At 73.0% G+C, this 17668-nt stretch carries 15 protein-coding genes; 11 read left to right on the top strand and 4 right to left on the bottom strand.

Annotation, left to right across the window (positions count from 1 at the left end):
• Window positions 1-837: 837 nt before the first annotated feature.
• The gene (locus tag ABZS97_RS25460; RefSeq protein WP_356140828.1) at window positions 838-1761 is read left to right on the top strand and encodes a hypothetical protein; all 924 of its coding nucleotides are present in this window, start codon (window positions 838-840) and stop codon (window positions 1759-1761) included.
• Window positions 1762-1858: 97 nt separating this feature from the next.
• On the opposite strand, the gene ABZS97_RS25455 is transcribed toward ABZS97_RS25460, so the two are convergent.
• Window positions 1859-3208: a DUF1015 domain-containing protein gene (locus ABZS97_RS25455; RefSeq protein ID WP_356140818.1), complete on the bottom strand. Its 1350-nt coding sequence runs from the start codon at window positions 3206-3208 to the stop codon at window positions 1859-1861.
• Between the two features lie 73 nt (window positions 3209-3281).
• Between ABZS97_RS25455 and ABZS97_RS25450 the strand changes: the two genes are divergently transcribed.
• From ABZS97_RS25450 to ABZS97_RS25435, 4 genes are all read left to right on the top strand, one after another.
• Window positions 3282-4310, top strand: coding sequence for an HAD hydrolase-like protein (locus tag ABZS97_RS25450; protein ID WP_356140816.1), 1029 nt, complete (start codon window positions 3282-3284; stop codon window positions 4308-4310).
• Between the two features lie 156 nt (window positions 4311-4466).
• Complete coding sequence (locus ABZS97_RS25445) at window positions 4467-5510, top strand: iron chelate uptake ABC transporter family permease subunit (RefSeq protein WP_356140814.1); 1044 nt, start codon at window positions 4467-4469, stop codon at window positions 5508-5510.
• A gap of 95 nt (window positions 5511-5605) precedes the next feature.
• Window positions 5606-6625 (top strand): iron chelate uptake ABC transporter family permease subunit, encoded by a 1020-nt coding sequence (locus ABZS97_RS25440; RefSeq protein WP_356140826.1) that lies wholly within the window; start codon window positions 5606-5608, stop codon window positions 6623-6625.
• Complete coding sequence (locus tag ABZS97_RS25435) at window positions 6622-7602, top strand: ABC transporter ATP-binding protein (RefSeq protein ID WP_356140812.1); 981 nt, start codon at window positions 6622-6624, stop codon at window positions 7600-7602. Before ABZS97_RS25440 ends, ABZS97_RS25435 begins: the two co-directional genes overlap by 4 nt.
• Here ABZS97_RS25435 and ABZS97_RS25430 read toward each other — a convergent pair.
• On the bottom strand, window positions 7586-7933 hold the full coding sequence (locus ABZS97_RS25430; protein WP_356140809.1) for an SCP2 sterol-binding domain-containing protein: 348 nt from the start codon (window positions 7931-7933) through the stop codon (window positions 7586-7588). The genes ABZS97_RS25435 and ABZS97_RS25430 overlap by 17 nt on opposite strands.
• 201 nt (window positions 7934-8134) lie before the next feature.
• On the opposite strand from ABZS97_RS25430, the gene ABZS97_RS25425 reads away from it, so the two are divergent.
• The 6 genes from ABZS97_RS25425 (at window position 8135) to ABZS97_RS25400 (ending at window position 14497) form a co-directional block, all read left to right on the top strand.
• A complete protein-coding gene (locus tag ABZS97_RS25425) occupies window positions 8135-8404 on the top strand; it encodes a hypothetical protein (protein WP_356140824.1) in 270 nt (89 codons plus the stop codon).
• 7 nt (window positions 8405-8411) lie between these two features.
• Entirely contained in the window at window positions 8412-9227 is an 816-nt protein-coding gene (locus ABZS97_RS25420; RefSeq protein WP_356140807.1) for a TlyA family RNA methyltransferase, read from the top strand.
• Window positions 9224-10129, top strand: coding sequence for an NAD kinase (locus tag ABZS97_RS25415; RefSeq protein WP_356140805.1), 906 nt, complete (start codon window positions 9224-9226; stop codon window positions 10127-10129). The genes ABZS97_RS25420 and ABZS97_RS25415 overlap by 4 nt, the downstream gene beginning before the upstream one ends.
• A 140-nt stretch (window positions 10130-10269) precedes the next feature.
• Window positions 10270-12000 (top strand): DNA repair protein RecN, encoded by a 1731-nt coding sequence (recN, locus tag ABZS97_RS25410; RefSeq protein ID WP_356140803.1) that lies wholly within the window; start codon window positions 10270-10272, stop codon window positions 11998-12000.
• A 65-nt stretch (window positions 12001-12065) separates the two neighbouring features.
• Window positions 12066-12824: a hypothetical protein gene (locus tag ABZS97_RS25405; RefSeq protein ID WP_356140801.1), complete on the top strand. Its 759-nt coding sequence runs from the start codon at window positions 12066-12068 to the stop codon at window positions 12822-12824.
• 533 nt (window positions 12825-13357) lie between these two features.
• Window positions 13358-14497, top strand: a complete 1140-nt coding sequence (locus ABZS97_RS25400; RefSeq protein WP_356140799.1) for a glycosyltransferase family 4 protein — start codon at window positions 13358-13360, stop codon at window positions 14495-14497.
• Between the two features lie 21 nt (window positions 14498-14518).
• On the opposite strand, the gene ABZS97_RS25395 is transcribed toward ABZS97_RS25400, so the two are convergent.
• A complete protein-coding gene (locus tag ABZS97_RS25395; RefSeq protein ID WP_356140797.1) occupies window positions 14519-16180 on the bottom strand; it encodes a PucR family transcriptional regulator in 1662 nt (553 codons plus the stop codon).
• A gap of 81 nt (window positions 16181-16261) precedes the next feature.
• Complete coding sequence (locus tag ABZS97_RS25390; RefSeq protein ID WP_356140795.1) at window positions 16262-17644, bottom strand: FAD-binding oxidoreductase; 1383 nt, start codon at window positions 17642-17644, stop codon at window positions 16262-16264.
• Between the last annotated feature and the right edge of the window lie 24 nt (window positions 17645-17668).

Genomic DNA, 17668 nt, shown 5'->3' with positions numbered 1-17668 from the left:
AGTGACCGACCCGCCTTCCGCCGCGACGACGACCGTCCCGCCTTCCGCCGTGATGACCGCGGTGGCGACAGGCGCGACGACCGCGGTGGCGACCGTGGCGGCTTCCGTCGTGACGACCGTCCGACTGGCGGTCCTCGCCGTGATGACCGCGGTGGCGACCGTGGTGGCTTCCGTCGTGATGACCGTCCGACCGGCGGTCCTCGCCGTGATGACCGCGGCGGTGACCGTGGTGGCTTCCGTCGTGACGATCGTCCGACGGGTGGTCCTCGGCGTGAGGACCGTCCGGCCGGTCCGCGTCGTGACGACCGGGGTGACCGGGGCGGTGACCGTGGCTTCCGCCGTGACGGCGATCGTCCGGCCTTCCGCCGTGACGACCGCGGTGAGCGCCGCGACGACGACCGCGGTGGCTTCCGCAGGGACGACCGCGGTGACCGCGGCGGCGACCGTGGCGGCTTCCGCCGCGACGACAACGGCGGCGGTGACCGTCCCCCCTTCCGTCGTGACGACCGCCCGACCGGCGGCCCCCGCCGTGACGACCGCGGCAGTGACCGACCCGCCTTCCGCCGCGACGACGACCGTCCCGCCTTCCGCCGTGATGACCGCGGTGGCGACAGGCGCGACGACCGCGGTGGCGACCGGAGCGGCTTCCGTCGTGACGACCGGGGTGACCGTGGTGGATACCGCGGGCGTGACGACCGTGGACAGGGTCCGCGCCGCGACGACAGGGGTGGCCGCCCCGGTGGGTTCCGGGACCGTGACGACCGTCGGGGCGATGACCGGCGTGGTGGCGGCCGTTTCCGCGATGAGCGGGAGCGGGACCGTGAGCCGATCAAGCGTCTGCCGATCCCCGATGACGTCACGGGCGACGAGATCGACAAGGACGTACGGCAGGAGCTTCAGAGCCTGCCCAAGGGGCTTGCCGAGGACGTCTCCAGGAACCTGGTGATGGTCGCCCGGCTCATCGACGAGGACCCCGAGGGGGCGTACGGCTACTCCCGGGTGGCCCTCCGTCTGGCCTCGCGCGTCGCCGCCGTGCGGGAAGCGGCCGGTTTCGCCGCGTACGCCAACCAGAAGTTCAGCGAGGCGCTCGCCGAGTTCCGGGCCGCACGCCGGATGACCGGAAGCGTGGAGCTGTGGCCCGTCATGGCCGACTGCGAGCGTGGCCTCGGCCGGCCCGAGAAGGCGCTGGACATGGCCGGTGCGCCCGAGGTGCAGAAGCTCGACAAGGCAGGCCAGGTCGAGATGCGGCTCGTGGCCGCCGGTGCGCGGCGGGACCTGGGGCAGCTCGACGCGGCCATCGTGACCCTCCAGAGCCCGGAGCTCGCCTCGAACTCCGTACAGCCCTGGACGGCGCGACTGCGGTACGCGTACGCCGACGCGCTGCTCGCCGTCGGACGTGACGGCGAGGCGCGCGAGTGGTTCGCCAAGGCGCTCGAGTCCGACAAGGACGGCAGCACGGACGCTTCGGACCGGCTCGCGGAGCTGGACGGCGTCGAGTTCGTCGACGCGTTCGACGAGGACGACGTCGATGCCGATGTCGTCACCGACGCTGAAGCTGCGAGCGACGACATCGACGAAGTTGAAGACGACGACATCGACGAAGTTGAAGACGACGAAGTCGAAGACGTCGAGGACGACGAAGACGTCGAGGACGACGAAGACGATGAGGTCGACGAGGTGGAAGAAGCCCCGAAGGCTGTCGAGCACCCGTCGGTCGAAGGTGACGAGGACGGCTCCGGGGATGGTGCTTCCCGGGACTGACGCCCTCCGGCGCAGTGGAAGCAGTAGGTGAATGAAGGTGGGCGGGATCCCGGAAGGGGTCCCGCCCACCTTTGTTTTCGGCGCTGTTCCGGCGTGCTCAGAGGGCGAGTGCGCGCAGCACCAGGCCCGATGCCGGCTTCGGGCCGAACGACGTCGACTTGCGGGGCATCGTGACGCCCTGGCGGGCGAGATCGCGTACGACCTCCTCGCGGACCGGGTGCATCAGGACGGCCGTGCCGCCGTCGTGCTCCGCCTTGGCGACGGTGGCCGCCGTGTCGTGGATGTACGCGATGTGGGCCGGGGAGTCCTCCGGGATGCCCCAGACGTGGTCGAGGAGTGTGGCGTGCAGGACCGTCGCGTCGAGGGTGCGCCAGGCCTCCGGGCGGTCGCCCGGGATCGTACGGGAGAGGAGGTCCGGGGACGGGCGGTCGACGAGGTGGAAGGCGCCGTCGCCCGCGAGGAGGAAGGCGTTGCCCTCGGAGGCCGCCTCGGCGAGGACGTCCAGGGCCTCGGGGAGGGGGACGTCGAGGCGGCGTATGCGGAAGGAGCCCGCGAGGGCGGCCAGGGCGTCCGCCACCGGGAGTGCGTGCAGCAGGCGGTGGATGGCGCGGACGCGGAGGGGGTAGCGCGCGGTGTCGACCAGGAGGACGAGGCCGTAGTCCCAGGGGCTGGGCGAGGGGTGTTCCGCACGCAGACGCAGATACGTCGCCCAGCGGTGATGGCCGTCCGCGATGAGGGCCTGGTGGTGGCGGAGATCTGTCTGGATCTCGGCCAGGTCGGACGGATCGGTCACCGCCCACAGACGGTGGCTGAAGCCGTCCTCCGTGGTCGTGGCGAGGAGCGGGAGCCGCTGCGCGGTGCGCTCCACGACGGACGCCGCGCCGACTCCGCATCCGGAACCGGACTCCGCCCCCGAGTCGGAACCGGGCTCGGCACGGGGGCCGAAGCCGTTGCCGCGGTAGGTCAGCAGGAGGGGTTCGAGGTTGGCGGAGGTGGCGCGCATCAGGGCCGCGCGGTCCGCGATGACGTGGGGCATGACGTCCTCGTGCGGGAGGACCACGCCGTCCGACGGCTCGGACAGGCGCAGGGCGCCGATGATGCCGCGTTGCAGGAGGCCGTCGCTGTCGCGCTGCTCGTAGACGTACAGGCCCGGCTCGGAGTCGGCGGCCAGGACGCCTTCAGACAGCCAGCGGCTCAGGGTGTCGGCCGCCTGCTGGTTGCGGGCGGTGGGCGTGGTGTCCTGGGGAAGGATCAGCCGGACGATGTTGTGAGGGTCTGCCGATTCGAGGTGGTGCAGGCCGTCGGGCCGTACGACCACGTCGTACGGCGGTGAGGTCACGGCGGCCAGACTGCCGACCCGGTCGGGGTCGTAGCGAAGCCCCCGGAACGGGGTCAGTTCGAGGCCGCTGCGCGCCGGGGTCTCCTCCGCGGGACCTGCATAGTTCATTGAGGCATCGTAAGTGTGTCAGTGGCATGCGCGATGATCGGGTGGACGGGATTCGACCGAGGAGCGATGTGTAATGAGCCAGTCCTTCAGGACGCGGCCCGACGGCAGTGGCCAGGCCCTGAGCGAGGCGTACGACACGGCTCTGCTCGACCTGGACGGGGTGGTGTACGCAGGAGGGAACGCGATCGCGTACGCCGTCGAGTCCCTCGGCACGGCCCGCGCGGGCGGGATGCATCTCGCGTATGTCACGAACAACGCGCTGCGGACGCCGGACGCGGTGGCCGAGCACCTCAGTGAGCTGGGGATACCGACCGGGGCCTCCGACGTCATCACGTCGGCGCAGGCCGTGGCCCGGCTGATCAGTGAGCAGGTGCCCGGCGGCGCGCGCGTGCTGGTGATCGGCGGGGACGGACTGCGGGTCGCGCTGCGCGAGCGCGGGCTCGTGCCGGTCGAGTCGGCGGACGACGATCCGGTGGCGGTCGTCCAGGGGTACGGCGGGCCCGACCTGCCCTGGAGCCGCTTCGCGGAGGCGAGTTACGCCATCGCGCGCGGGGTGCCCTGGTTCGCGTCCAACACCGACCTGACGATCCCGAGCGCGCGAGGCATCGCTCCTGGCAACGGCGCGGCCGTGGAGGTCGTCCGTATCGCCACGGGCGCCGAGCCGCAGGTCGCGGGCAAGCCGCTGCCCCCGATGCACCGCGAGACGGTGCTGCGCACCGGCGCCGAGCGGCCGCTGGTGGTCGGCGACCGGCTGGACACCGACATCGAAGGCGCGTTCAACGGAGAGGTGGACTCGCTGCTCGTGCTGACCGGCGTGACGGACGGGGCGCAGCTCCTCGCCGCCCCGCCGCAGCACCGGCCGACGTATGTCGACGCCGATCTGCGCGGTCTGCTCACCGGGCAGCCGGAGGTCGTCGAGGCGGGGGACGGATTCCGGTGCGGTGGCTGGACGGCGACGGCCGGGGGTGAGCGGTTGGCACTGGAGGGTGAGGGCGAGGCTCTCGACGGGCTGCGGGCGCTGTGCGCGGCGGCCTGGACTGCGGCGGGCGAGGGTTCGTGTGCACTGGACGGGGGGAAGGCGCTGGCGCGGCTCGGACTGTGAGGGACGCCGCGACCTCCGGGACCAGGTGGGGCGCGGGGGTCGGTGGGGCGCGGGCATCGAGCGTCGAGCGTGTGCGGCATCGACCCCGGGACGTCGGCGGGCCTGGAGACGGGTACGGCATCGAGTCAAGATGCGAGGGTAGGCTAACCTAACTACGTGTTGGTCGACAGTCCCCCCGAACCGAGCGCGGAGACCGCCCCCGCGCCCCCAACCCGCCGGGCGATACGTGCCGTTGGGCTGATCGCGTCCCTGGCCGTCCTCGTGGCGGTCGCGCTGGCGAGCATCGCGATCGGCGCGAAGGAGCTGCCGCTGGACCAGGTCTGGCACGGCCTGTTCCACGATACGGGGACGTACGGGGACGTCGTGGTCGGTGACCGGGTCGCGCGGACCGTCCTCGGGCTGCTCGTCGGCGCCGCACTCGGGCTGTCCGGCGCCGTCCTCCAGGCGCTCACCCGCAACCCCCTCGCCGATCCCGGGCTGCTCGGCATCAACGCGGGCGCGTCCGCCGCGGTCGTCACCGCCATCACGTTCTTCGGCGTCACCTCACTGAGCGGCTATGTGTGGTTCGCCTTCTTCGGCGCGGCCGCGGTCGGGGCGCTGGTCTGGTTCCTCGGCGGCAGCAGGGGCGCGACCCCGGTGCGGCTCGCGCTCGCGGGCACCGCGATCAGCGCCGGGCTCTACGGCTACCTCCAGGCCGTGATGATCATGGATGACGCCGCGCTCGGCAAGATGCGCTTCTGGACGGTCGGCTCGCTCGCGTCGGCGAACGGCACGACCATCAAGCAGGTGCTGCCGTTCCTGCTGGTCGGCACGGTCGTGGCGCTCGCGCTGGCCCGGCCGCTGAACGCCCTGGCCATGGGCGACGACACTGCCCGCGCGCTCGGCGCCAACCTGAACCGCACCCGGGCCGTCGCCATGGCCGCCGCCACCGTGCTGTGCGGCGCCGCGACCGCCGCCTGCGGGCCCATCGTGTTCGTCGGGCTGATGGTTCCGCACGCAGTGCGGTCCTTCACCGGGCCCGACCTGCGCTGGATCCTGCCGTACGCGACTGTCCTGTCGCCTGTGCTGCTGCTCGGCGCCGACGTGATCGGACGGGTGGTGGCACGACCCTCGGAACTGCAGGTCGGCATCGTCACCGCCATCATCGGCGGACCGGTCTTCATCTATCTCGTCCGACGGCGGAGGACCGCGCAGCTGTGAGCACCCCACACAAGCCGCTCGACGCGCACGAGCCGGTCACCCCACACAAGCCGGCCACCGCCCACAAGCCGACCTCCCCCCGCACCGCTCGGGCCATCCGCACGCGCGGCGGCCTCTCCGTACGGTTCGACGTCCGGGCGTTCGTCGTCGTCGTGCTGCTCCTGCTGGCCGCGCTCGCCGCGAGCGTGGTGCTGATCGGCACCGGTGACTTCCCGATCCCGGCCGCGGACGTCCTCAGGACGCTGGCCGGGAACGGCAACGCGGGCCAGGAGCTCATTGTCAACGAGCTGCGGCTGCCGCGGGTCCTCGTCGGGCTCCTGGTGGGCGCTGCGCTCGGACTCGCCGGCGCGCTCTTCCAGTCCGTCTCCCGCAACCCGCTCGGCAGCCCCGACGTCCTCGGCCTCGGCCAGGGCGCGACAGCCGGGGCGCTCGTCGTGATCGTGCTGTTCTCCGGGGACGCCGACGCGGTCGCCCTCGGGGCGCTCGTCGGGGGCCTCGTCACCGGGTTCGCCATCTACCTGCTCGCCTGGAAGCAGGGCGTGCACGGGTACCGGCTCGTCCTGGTCGGCATCGGAGTCTCCGCGATCGTCACGGCGGTCAACGGCTATCTGCTGACCAAGGCCGACTTCGTCGACGCGACGCGCGCGGTCGTCTGGATGACCGGTTCGCTCAACGGCCGCGACTGGGAGCAGGTCTGGCCGCTGCTCGCGCTGTGCGCCGTGCTCGTGCCGCTGGTCCTGGGCAACGCGCGGGGGCTGCGGATGACGGAGATGGGCGACGACGTGTCGTACGCCCTCGGGGTGCGCGTCGAGCGCGTACGCCTGGTGCTCCTGGTGTCCGCCGTGCTGCTCACCGCGGGTGCCACCGCCGCCGCGGGCCCGGTCGGCTTCGTGGCGCTGACCGCGCCTCAGCTCGCCCGGCGCCTGACCCGGTCGCCGGGGCCGAACCTGGTGCCGTCGATGTGCATGGGCGCGACCCTGCTGATCGTCTCGGACTGGGCCTCGCAGCGGGCGTTCGGCGCCGACCAGCTGCCCGTCGGCGTCGTCACCGGAGTCCTGGGCGGCCTCTATCTGCTGTGGCTGCTCGTCACCGAGCGGAAGGCGGGGCGGATATGAGCGCCTCCGCGAGCAAGAACGCGAACAAGAACACGCCGGGGAACACCCTGAGGAGCAGGAGCACCAGCACTGTGAACCGCCTGTCCGCCGACCACGTCACCCTCGGCTACGACCAGCGCGTCATCGCGGAGAACCTGTCGGTGGAGATCCCCGACAACTCCTTCACGGTGATCGTCGGCCCGAACGCCTGCGGAAAGTCGACACTGTTGCGTGCCCTGTCGCGGATGCTGAAGCCGAGCCAGGGCCGGGTGCTCCTCGACGGGCAGGTCATCCAGTCGATGCCGGCGAAGAAGGTGGCCAGGACGCTGGGGCTGCTGCCGCAGTCGTCGATCGCGCCGGACGGCATCACGGTCGGCGACCTGGTGGGCCGCGGGCGGTACCCGCACCAGGGGCTGCTGCGCCAGTGGTCGACCGAGGACGAGCGGGTCGTGCAGGAGTCGATGGCGTCGACCGGCGTCGCCGAACTGGCCGACCGTTATGTCGACGAGCTCTCCGGCGGCCAGCGCCAGCGCGTGTGGATCGCCATGGCCCTGGCCCAGCAGACCCCGCTGCTGCTGCTCGACGAGCCCACCACCTACCTCGACATCCAGCACCAGATCGATGTGCTCGACCTGTGCGCGGAACTCCACGAGGAGCAGGGCCGCACGCTGGTCGCCGTGTTGCACGACCTCAACCACGCGGCCCGGTACGCCACCCATCTCATCGCGTTGCGCGACGGCAGGGTGATCGCGGAGGGCGCGCCAGGCGACATCGTCACCGCCGAGCTGGTGGAGGACGTGTTCGGGCTGCGCTGCCAGGTCATCGACGACCCCGAGACGGGGACGCCGCTGGTGGTGCCGGCGGCGCGGAAGGCCCGTAGGGCCGAGGCGGGTCAAGCGGCCGAGGCAGATCAAGCGGCCGAGGCGGGTCAAGCGGTCGGGGCGGGTCAAGCGGTCGGGGCTGCGGCGGTCGGGGCCGCGGCTAAAGAAGCGTCCTGAGCCGGAACAGGTCGCGGAAGCCCGCTTCCAACTTCACCCGGCCCGCGCCCCAGGCCTTCGCGAAGTTCAGCTCGCCGTCGACCATCGCGACCAGGTCGTCGCCCGCCATGGTGAGCCGGATCTGGGCCTTCTCGGGCGGAGGGCCCTGCAGGGTGTCGACCACCTCGATCCGGCCGTCCTTGAGGCGGCCGACGAAGGTGATGTCCAGGTCGGTGATACGGCAGCTCAGCGAGCGGTCCAGGGCCGCCGCGCTGCGTACGTCCCCCTCGGCGCCCGCCAGGTTGTCCGAGAGCTTCTCGAGTGCGCTGCGGCACTCCTCAATCGTCGCCATCGTGATCGACGGTACCCCAGCGCTTCGGGGTAGCGTCGGGGCATGAGCTACTCCTTCACGGGCCCGGAGTCGGTGGCGGCCGGTCCGGAGCTGCCGGGTGCGCCCCAGCGGATCGACGGGCCCGAGCTCCCGTCCGGACCCGAGCTCCCGTCCGGACCCGAGCTCCCGTCCCGACCCGAGCTCCTGAGTGGACCCGGGCTCCTGGGCGATGCCGACCTTTCGAGCGGGTCCGGGCTTCCGGCCGAGCCCGACCCCGCCGCCCCGGCCCCGCTGAACGTCCCCCGCACCTCCACCGGCAACGCCGAGGTCGACGCCCTGCTCGACCGGTTGACGGACGCGGACCACCTCGCCACCGACGGACACCTCGAGGTGTACGAGGATGTACACCGGGGGCTGCGTGACGCGCTGACCGCGCTGGACGCACGCCCGGGACCTCCGGCGCCCCCTTCGCCGTACGACCGCAGGAGCTGAACCGAACGTGGCAGGAGTGGCACGCCGCCGCCTCGACGCCGAGTTGGTCCGCCGGAAGCTGGCGCGCTCGCGCGAGCACGCGAGCCAGCTGATCGCCGCGGGCCGGGTAAGCGTGGGCAAGACCCTCGCGACCAAGCCCGCCACCCAGGTGGAGACCGCGGCCGCGATCGTGGTCACCGAGGACGACAGCGACCCCGACTACGTCTCGCGCGGCGGGCACAAGCTCGCCGGCGCCCTCGCGGCGTTCGTGCCGCAGGGGCTGAAGGTCGAGGGGCGCAGGGCGCTGGACGCCGGAGCGTCCACCGGCGGCTTCACCGATGTGCTGCTGCGCGCCGGTGCCGCGCACGTGGTCGCCGTCGACGTCGGCTACGGACAACTCGCATGGTCTCTGCAGAGCGATGAACGCGTCACCGTCAAGGACCGTACGAACGTACGCGAGTTGACGTTGGAGGCGATCGATGGGGAGCCCGTGGATCTTGTCGTCGGGGATCTGTCCTTCATCCCACTCGGCCTGGTGCTGCCCGCCCTCGCGCGGTGCACGGCGCCCGACGCCGACCTGGTGATGATGGTCAAGCCGCAGTTCGAGGTGGGGAAGGAAAGGCTGGGGAGTGGTGGTGTCGTGCGCAGCCCCGAGCTGCGGGCCGAAGCGGTGCGCGAGGTCGCGCGGCGCGCGGGGGAACTGGGACTCGGCGTGAACGGCGTCACCGCCAGCCCGCTGCCCGGTCCGTCGGGCAATGTCGAGTACTTTCTGTGGCTGCGCGCCGGGGCACCCGCCCTGGACCCGGCCGATGTTGACCGTGCAGTGGCGGAGGGGCCGCGTTGACACAGACCCGAGCTCGAACTGTTTTCCTGCTCGCCCACACCGGGCGGCCCGCTGCCATCCGCAGCGCGGAGCTCGTCGTCCAGGGGCTGTTGCGCTCCGGGATCGGCGTGCGGGTCCTGGAGGCGGAGGCGGCCGATCTGCCGCTGCCGTCGAGCGTGGAGCTGGTGAAGGAGGCCACCCCGCAGTGCCTCGACGGGTGCGAACTGCTGATCGTGCTCGGGGGCGACGGGACGCTGCTGCGCGGCGCCGAGTTCGCCCGTGCGTCCGGTGTGCCGATGCTCGGCGTCAACCTGGGCCGCGTCGGCTTCCTCGCGGAGGCCGAGCGTGACGACCTCGACAAGGTGGTCGACCGGGTCGTCACCAAGGCGTACGAGGTCGAGGAGCGCATGACCGTCGATGTCGTCGTGCACAGCAACGGCGACATCGTGCACACCGACTGGGCGCTCAACGAGGCCGCCGTGCAGAAGGCCGGCGCCGAGAAGCTGCTCGAAGTCGTCCTGGAGATCGACGGGCGGCCGGTGACCGGCTTCGGCTGCGACGGCATCGTCCTGTCGACGCCGACCGGCTCGACGGCGTACGCCTTCTCCGCCGGCGGACCGGTGGTCTGGCCCGAGGTCGAGGCGCTGCTCATGGTGCCGATCAGCGCGCACGCCCTGTTCGCCAAGCCGCTGGTCACCTCGCCGGACTCGGTGCTCGCGGTGGAGGTGCTGCCGCACGTTCCGCCGGGCGTGCTGTGGTGCGACGGGCGCCGGACGGTGGAGCTGCCGCCGGGGGCGCGGGTCGAGGTGCGGCGCGGGGCGGTGCCGGTGCGGCTCGCTCGGCTGCATCACGCGTCGTTCACGGACCGTCTGGTGGCGAAGTTCGCCCTGCCCGTGGCGGGGTGGCGGGGCGCACCGCACTAGCCGTCGCTCTTGGTTTCGGCGCCGCAGGCCCACTCCCGCGGGTGACATGGTCTGTTTGCGGGTCCTTGTCACCTGCGCCTTCGCACCGGCGGGGCGGGGCCCGTCGCACAGCCGGGCCCTGACCTCGTAAGGTCGTGTCCGTGTTGGAGGAGATGCGGATACGGTCGCTCGGAGTCATCGACGACGCGGTCGTCGAGCTGTCGCCGGGCTTCACCGCCGTGACGGGTGAGACCGGTGCGGGCAAGACGATGGTGGTCACCAGCCTCGGGCTGCTGCTCGGTGGACGCGCGGACGCCGCCCTGGTGCGGATCGGCGCGAAGAGCGCGGTCGTGGAGGGGCGCATCGCCGTACCTCCGGGCGGGACGGCGGTCCTACGGGCCGAGGAGGCGGGTGCCGAACTCGACGACGGGGCGTTGCTGATCAGCCGTACCGTTTCCGCGGAGGGGCGCTCGCGGGCGCACCTGGGCGGGCGCTCGGTGCCTGTGGGGGTCCTCGCCGAGCTGGCCGACGAACTCGTCGCCGTGCACGGTCAGACCGACCAGCAGGGGCTGCTCAAGCTGTCCCGGCAGCGGCAGGCGCTCGACCGGTACGCGGGGGACGCGGTCGCCGCGCCGCTCGCGAAGTACGCGGGCGCCTACCGTCGGCTGCGCGCGATCTCGGCCGAGCTGGACGAGATCACCACACGTGCGCGAGAACGCGCCCAGGAAGCCGACATGCTGCGCTTCGGGCTCGACGAGATCGCGGCCGTCGAGCCGCGTGCGGGCGAGGACGTGGAGCTGGCCGCCGAGGCCGAGCGGCTCGGCCACGCGGAGGCGCTCGCGTCCGCCGCCACGGCCGCGCACGCCGCGCTCGCGGGCAACCCCGAGGACCCGGAGGGCATCGACGCCACCACGCTCGTGGCGGGCGCGCACCGGGCCCTGGAGGCGGTGCGGTCCCACGACTCCGCGCTCGCCGCGCTGTCCGCGCGGATCGGGGAGATCGGGATTCTGCTGGGTGACGTGGCGGGGGAGCTGGCCGGGTACGCCGACGACCTCGACGCCGATCCGCTGCGGCTCGCGGCGGTGGAGGAGCGCCGGGCCGGGCTCACGCAGCTCACCCGGAAGTACGGCGCGGACATCAACGCCGTGCTGGCGTGGGCCGAGCAGAGTGCCGCCCGGCTCCTCGAACTCGACGGCGACGACGAGCGGATCGGCGAGCTGACCGGGGAGCGGGACGCGCTGCGGGCCGAACTGGGCGGGCTCGCACAGGCGCTGACGGACGCGCGCACCGAGGCCGCCGAGCGGTTCGCCGCCGCCGTGACCGCCGAACTGGCCTCGCTCGCCATGCCCCACGCGCGCGTGTCGTTCGAGATCCGGCAGACCGACGACCCCGAGGGCGTCGAACTCGACGGTCGTACGGTCGCGTACGGGCCTGCGGGTGTCGACGAGGTCGAGCTGCTGCTCGCCCCGCACCCCGGGGCGCCGCCGCGGCCCATCGCCAAGGGCGCCTCCGGCGGTGAGCTCTCGCGGGTGATGCTCGCGGTGGAGGTCGTGTTCGCGGGGACGGATCCGGTGCCCACGTATCTGTTCGACGAGGTCGACGCCGGTGTCGGCGGCAAGGCGGCGGTCGAGATCGGGCGGCGGCTCGCGCGGCTGGCCAGGACCGCACAGGTCGTGGTCGTGACGCATCTGCCGCAGGTGGCCGCGTTCGCCGACCGGCAGCTGCTGGTGGAGAAGACCAACGACGGGTCGGTCACCCGGTCCGGGGTGAAGGTCCTGGAGGGCGAGGAACGCATCCGTGAGCTGTCCCGCATGCTCGCGGGCCAGGAGGACTCCGAGACGGCTCGGGCACATGCGGAGGAGCTGCTGGCCACGGCGCGGGCCGACGCGTAGCGCGGAGCCGGGTGCGGTTCTTCGCCGCGCCGCGGCGCCGCTCCCGCGCTTCGTAAAGTGGCCCCATGATCGCAGCCATCCGCAAAGCCACCGCCCTCGGTCTCACCGCGGCCACCACGCGCACCGCCGTCGCAGCCCTGCGGACGTGGTCCCCCGGTGGCCCCGAGCGCTGGCAGCGCGAGAACTACGCCGGGCGCACGGTCGAGTTGTACGCGGGCCCCGCGACGGTCGCCGGAGCTGCCCTGGGGGCCGGCCGCGTGCACAGGAGCGCTGCCCTGGCCGTGCTCGCCGCCGGTGCGTGCGGCGGCTACGACGACATCGTCGGGGCCGGTGATCCGCGGCGCGGGTTCCGGGCGCACCTGGGGGCGCTGAGGGACGGTGAAGTGACCAGCGGCACGGTCAAGTTGGTCGGGATATCGGCGGCCGGGCTGATCGCGGGCGCCCTGCTCAAGGAACGTCCGCTCGACAAGGTCCTCGCCGGAGTGGTGATCGCGGGGACCGCGCACTTCGTCAACCTCGTGGACGTCCGTCCGGGGCGGGCCGCCGCCGCCGTGCTCGCACTGGGGGCGCCCGGGCTGCTCCGGGGCGGGCCCGCGGGGGAGTTGTCAGCGGCGGCGATGGGCGCGGCCGCGGCCGTACTCCCCGACGACCTCGGCGAGCGCGCCATGATCGGCGACACCGGGGCCCACGCGCTCGGCGCGGCCCTGGGCACCGCCATCGTCGCGGGCAACGGGCGCGCGGCCCTGATCGCGCACGCGGCGGCACTGGTGGCCGCGACGGCGTACGGGGAGAAGGTCAGCGAGGTGGCACGGGCGGGGGTGTGAGGGTCGGCGTCGGCTGACGGCTGCTGTCGGCCTGCTGCCGGGGGCCTTGGCCCGTCTTCGGCCGCCCCCTCAATGCACCGAACAATGCACCGAAGCCGTGCACGACGCCATCGCGAGAGGCACCCGGGGGAGACCCCCACCCGAGGACACGATCGCCATGTTCACCCGACCCGCGTCGAACCCTCGTCGAACAAGCCTCCCCGCCGCCGGCTCCCACCTCATCATCCGCCCCCATCCCGAAGCCCCAGCGCCCCGCGCCCCCCGATGCTCCTAGTCCTCCGGATCCGCCGCACCCGCGCCAAATCATCCCAAGTCAGCTCGAAACAACCGTACTTCTCACTCGTGTGAGTGACCGGGCTCGTGGGGTTCGCCGCTCTTGCGTGTGTGGGGTTCGTCGGTGGTCCCGGAACACCCGTGCGTGCTGGCATCCTTGACGCAGTACGCGGAGCACCACGTGCGGTACACCCCCATCGCGCGATCTTTCTGTACTTTTCTTCGTGACCGTCCGACGCCGAACCAGGAGCCCCGGCCACGTGAGCCACGTGAGCAGCCACTCACCGCAGGGCCAGTCGCCGCTGCGCACCGTGCAGGTGCTCGGCGGCGGGAGCGCGGGCAGCAGCGCGCATGTGCGGTCGCTGGCCTCGGGGCTCGTCGCCCGGGGCGTGCGGGTGACCGTGTGCGCCCCCTCCGAGGCCGACCGTGCGTACGGTTTCACCGGCGTCGGCGCCGAGCACGTACATGTGCCGCGCAGCAGTGATCCGGCCTCGGTGGCCGTACTGCGGGCGGCCTGCGCGGAGGCCGACCTCGTGCACGCGCACGGTCTGCACGCCGCGCTGCGGGCAGCGCTCGCGCTGAGCGGGCGGCGGCACACCCCGCTCGTCGTCACCTGGCACACCCGCGCGTACGCCGAGGGCGCCCGCGCACATCTGCTGCGGATGCTGGAGCGGCGCGTCGCCAGGGCGGCCGCCGTCGTGCTCGGGACCTCGTCCGACCTGGTGGACCGGGCCCGCAGCAGGGGAGCGCGGGACGCCCGGCTCGCCGCCGTCACCTTTCCCTCCTCACGAGGGACCGACGAGTACGAGGACCCCGACCGGCTGCGGCACAAGGCGCGAGCCGAACTCGGCGCCACCGACCGCCCGTTGCTCATGGCGGTCGGCTCCCTGGACCGCCACCGCGGCTACGAGACACTGCTGGACGCGGCGCGGGCGTGGCGGGGCCTCGACCCGGCGCCGTTGCTCGTGATCGCCGGAGAGGGGCCGCTGCGTACGGTGCTGCAGCGGCGTGTCGAGGACGAGGAGCTGCCGGTCCGGCTGGTCGGGCGGCGCGACGACATCACTGAGCTGCTCGCCGCCGCCGACCTCGCGCTGCTGCCCAGCAGTTGGGAGTCCCGGTCGGTCCTCGCCCAGGAGGCCCTCCACGCGCGCGTGCCGCTGGTCGCGACCCAGGTCGGCGGCATCCCCGAACTGGTCGGTGACGCGGCCGAACTCGTGCCGTACGGCGACGCGGGGGCGCTCGCCGAAGCTGTCGTACGCCTTCTCGACGATCCCGCGCGCCGGGAGTGGCTGAAGGAGCGGGGCGTCCGGCAGGCCGCCACCTGGCCCACCGAGGACGAGACCGTCGCCCAAGTGCTCAGCGTGTACGACGAGTTGACCCAGCCGAGACCGCTGGGCTGACGCGGCCGGGCCCTCACGCCGTTACGGCACGTGCCGGCGCGCCCGCAGGGCCAGGCTCAACGCCAGGACCGTCTGCGGGTCGTCGAGGTCGGTGCCCAGCAACTCCCCGATGCGGGCCAGGCGGTTGTAGAGCGTCTGGCGGTTGAGGTGCAGTTCACGGGCCGTCTCCGCCTTGCGGCCCGCGTGCGCCAAGTACGTCTCCAGGGTGGGCAGCAGCGGCGGCTTGGAGCGGTGGTCGTGGTCGCGCAGGGGGCCGATCGCGCGGTCCACGAACGCCGCCAGGTCCTGGTGGTCGCGCAGCCGCCACAGCAGCAGGTCGATGTCGAGGCGGCGGGCGTCGTACCAGGGGCGGTCCGAGAGGCCCTGCGCCGCCGTCGCCGTCTCCGCCGCGTGCCGCAGGCCGGCCGAGGCAGCCGCCCAGCCGCCCGCGACCCCGACGACCACCACGGGGGGCTGTGCGCCCGGCCGTTGCATGCCCGCCCGTTCCACACCCGCCCGCAGCGCCCCCGCGACGCGGTCCGCGACCGCCGAGCGTTCGGACTCCGAGCGCAGGCCCAGCAGCAGTGGGACACGGCCCTCGACCGGACGTACGCCCAACAGGACCGGCACCCCCACCGACGCCAGCTCCTCCGCGACCGCGCGTGCCAGCACCGCCCAGCCGCCGCCGGGGGCCAGCCCGTCGGCGAGCCGCATCACGACCGGCAGGAGGGGGCTGTTGCCGGGCTTGAAGCCGAGCACGCGGGCCTGCGCGGGCGCGTCCTCCGCCGCGATGCGGCCCTCGGCGAGGTCGGTCAGGAAGTCGCCGCGTCCGCGTGCCGCGAGCTCCTCCTCCTGGCGGGCCTGCATCAGGACGACGGCCAGGATGCCCGCGGCCCGCTCCGCCGCGATGCGGTGGACGGGGGCGAGCGGGGCGCTGACGGGCAGCAGGACCAGCCGGGCGCGGACCGACCCGGTGCCGGGGCCGCCGCCGGGCACGTCCACGATCGCCGTCCCCGCGGGCGGCTCCTCCTTGTGCTGGCCGCGCAGACCCTCCCACACCTGGAGCGGATCGGCGCCCGCCGGCCCGGCCCCGGCGGCGTACAGGAGCTGTCCGTCCGCAGTCTCCAGGAAGACCGGGTTGCCGCTGAAGTCCGCCAGGATGCCGAGCACCTGGGGTACGCCGCCTCCGCCGAGGAGGGCCTCGGTGCAACGCCGGTGGACCTCCTCCGCCTGCTGGAGCAGCGCGTAGTGGCCGTTGACGATCTCTGTGTGGATCTCCTCCGTGACCGTCACGAAGGGCACCTCGCGGTGCAGTTGGACCAGCGGGAGGCCGGCCGCCCTGGCCGTCTCCACGAGGGCGGCGGGCAGCCGGGTGAAGCGCGGGCCGAGTTCGACGACGAGCGCCGCGATGCCGCGTTCGGCGAGCGTGCGCACGAAGACACGCTGGTCGGCGGGGCGGGTGCCGAGGCCGTAGCCCGTGGTCAGCAGCAGTTCTCCGCCCTTGAGCAGGGAGGCGATGTTGGGGACCTCACCCGCGTGCACCCAGCGCACCGTGCGCTGCAGCCGGTCGGCTCCCGCGAGGATCTCCGGCAGCCCGCTGCGCAGGCCGGGCAGCTCCAGGGCCCGCTGCACGGTGATTCCGGCGCCCGCGCCGGCGGCCTGCGCGCCCTGGGTGTCGAGACGGGGGTCGGTACGGCTGTCCATGCAGCGGACGCTACCCGGGGACGCGTCCCGGTGACATCTCCGAGCGGGTCACGGAAACGATCACGGGGCCGGAGGCACTCTCTATGCCGGAGCGATGTTGTGGTTGAAGCGGAAGACGTTGTCCGGGTCGTACTCCGCTTTCACCGCGGCCAGACGCCGGGTGTTCTCGGCGCCGAGGCCGGCCACCACCCGGTCCCTGCCCTCGTTGCCGATGAAGTTGAGGTAGACCGCGCCGGTGCTCCACGGCTGGACCTCGGCGCGCACGTCCTTGACCCACTGGACGCAGCGTTCGTCGTCGGCCGGGTCCTCCCAGATGCCGAAGGGGTGCACGGCCCAGGGCGCGTCCCGGTACGGCACCGGGAACTCGGTGGGCCCCGACGCGATCGCGCCGCCCTGCGGGAACAGCACGTGCTGGGTTCCGGTGGGCACGGGCAGGCGCTCGCCGAGGGCGCAGAAGACGTCCAGCAGTTCGTCGGGGGCTCCCGTCAGGTACTCCGCGGACCAGTGGTTCCGCATGTTCGGCGGGTCGTCGAACATGGTCTGGAAGTCCGCGTAGGGCACGGCGGTGAGCATCTCGACCTCGTGCGGCAGCGCCAGCAGTGGCTGGGCGAGCTTGCGCAGGTCCTCTTCGGCGCCCGCGTACGTCAGCAGGGCGCCGCACAGCCGCTGCCCCACCAGGTGCTCAGGGATGAACGGCTCGGGCGGGCCGGTCAGGTAGATGACGCCGCCGCCGGCCTCGGGCGGGCCGGCCGCGATGATCTCGCGGTAGGTGCGGGTCACCTCCGGGCCGTGTTCCGGCAGGCACATCACCATGCAGATCGAGAACTTGGGCAGCTCGTGGAGGCCGAGGACGAGCGCGGTGGCGATGCCGAAGTTCCCGCCGCCGCCGTGCAGGGCCCAGAACAGCTCGGGGTTCTCCTCCTGGCTCGCCCGGACCGTCGTGCCGTCCGCGGTGACCAGTTCGACGCCGAGCAGATTGTCGACGGCCAGGCCGAAGGCCCGGTCCAGCCAGCCGGTGCCGCCGCCGAGGACGAAGCCGCCGACGCCGGTCGTGGAGGCGCGGCCGCCGGTGGTCGCGAGGGCGTGCGGCTGGGTGGCACGGTCGAGATCGCTCATGGTGGCGCCACCCGCGATACGGGCCGACCGTGCCCTGGGGTCCACCGTCACGTCGTGCATCCGGCGTAGGTCGATCACCAGACCGCCGTCGTTGAGCGCCATGCCCGCCACACTGTGGCCGCCGCCGCGCACCGCGATCGGCAGGTCCAGCTCCCGCGCGAAGCGCACGCCGCGGATGACGTCCGCCTCGTTCGCGCACTGTGCGATCACCGCGGGGCGCCGGTCGATCATCGCGTTGAAGACGACCCTGGCGTCGTCGTAACCAGGATCTCCGGGAGCGAGGACCTCTCCGTCCAGATCCGCGCGGAGCGCGGCAAGTGCCGCACCCGCCTTGGAGAGGGAAGCCATGGCAGCCGCCCCCTTTCTCACAGA

The sequence above is a fragment of the Streptomyces sp. NPDC005485 genome (assembly GCF_040606085.1).
In the GTDB taxonomy this organism is placed as follows: Bacteria; Actinomycetota; Actinomycetes; order Streptomycetales; family Streptomycetaceae; genus Streptomyces.
The sequence above is the reverse complement of the archived record's forward strand: the minus strand, read 5'-3'. Positions and strand labels throughout refer to the sequence as shown.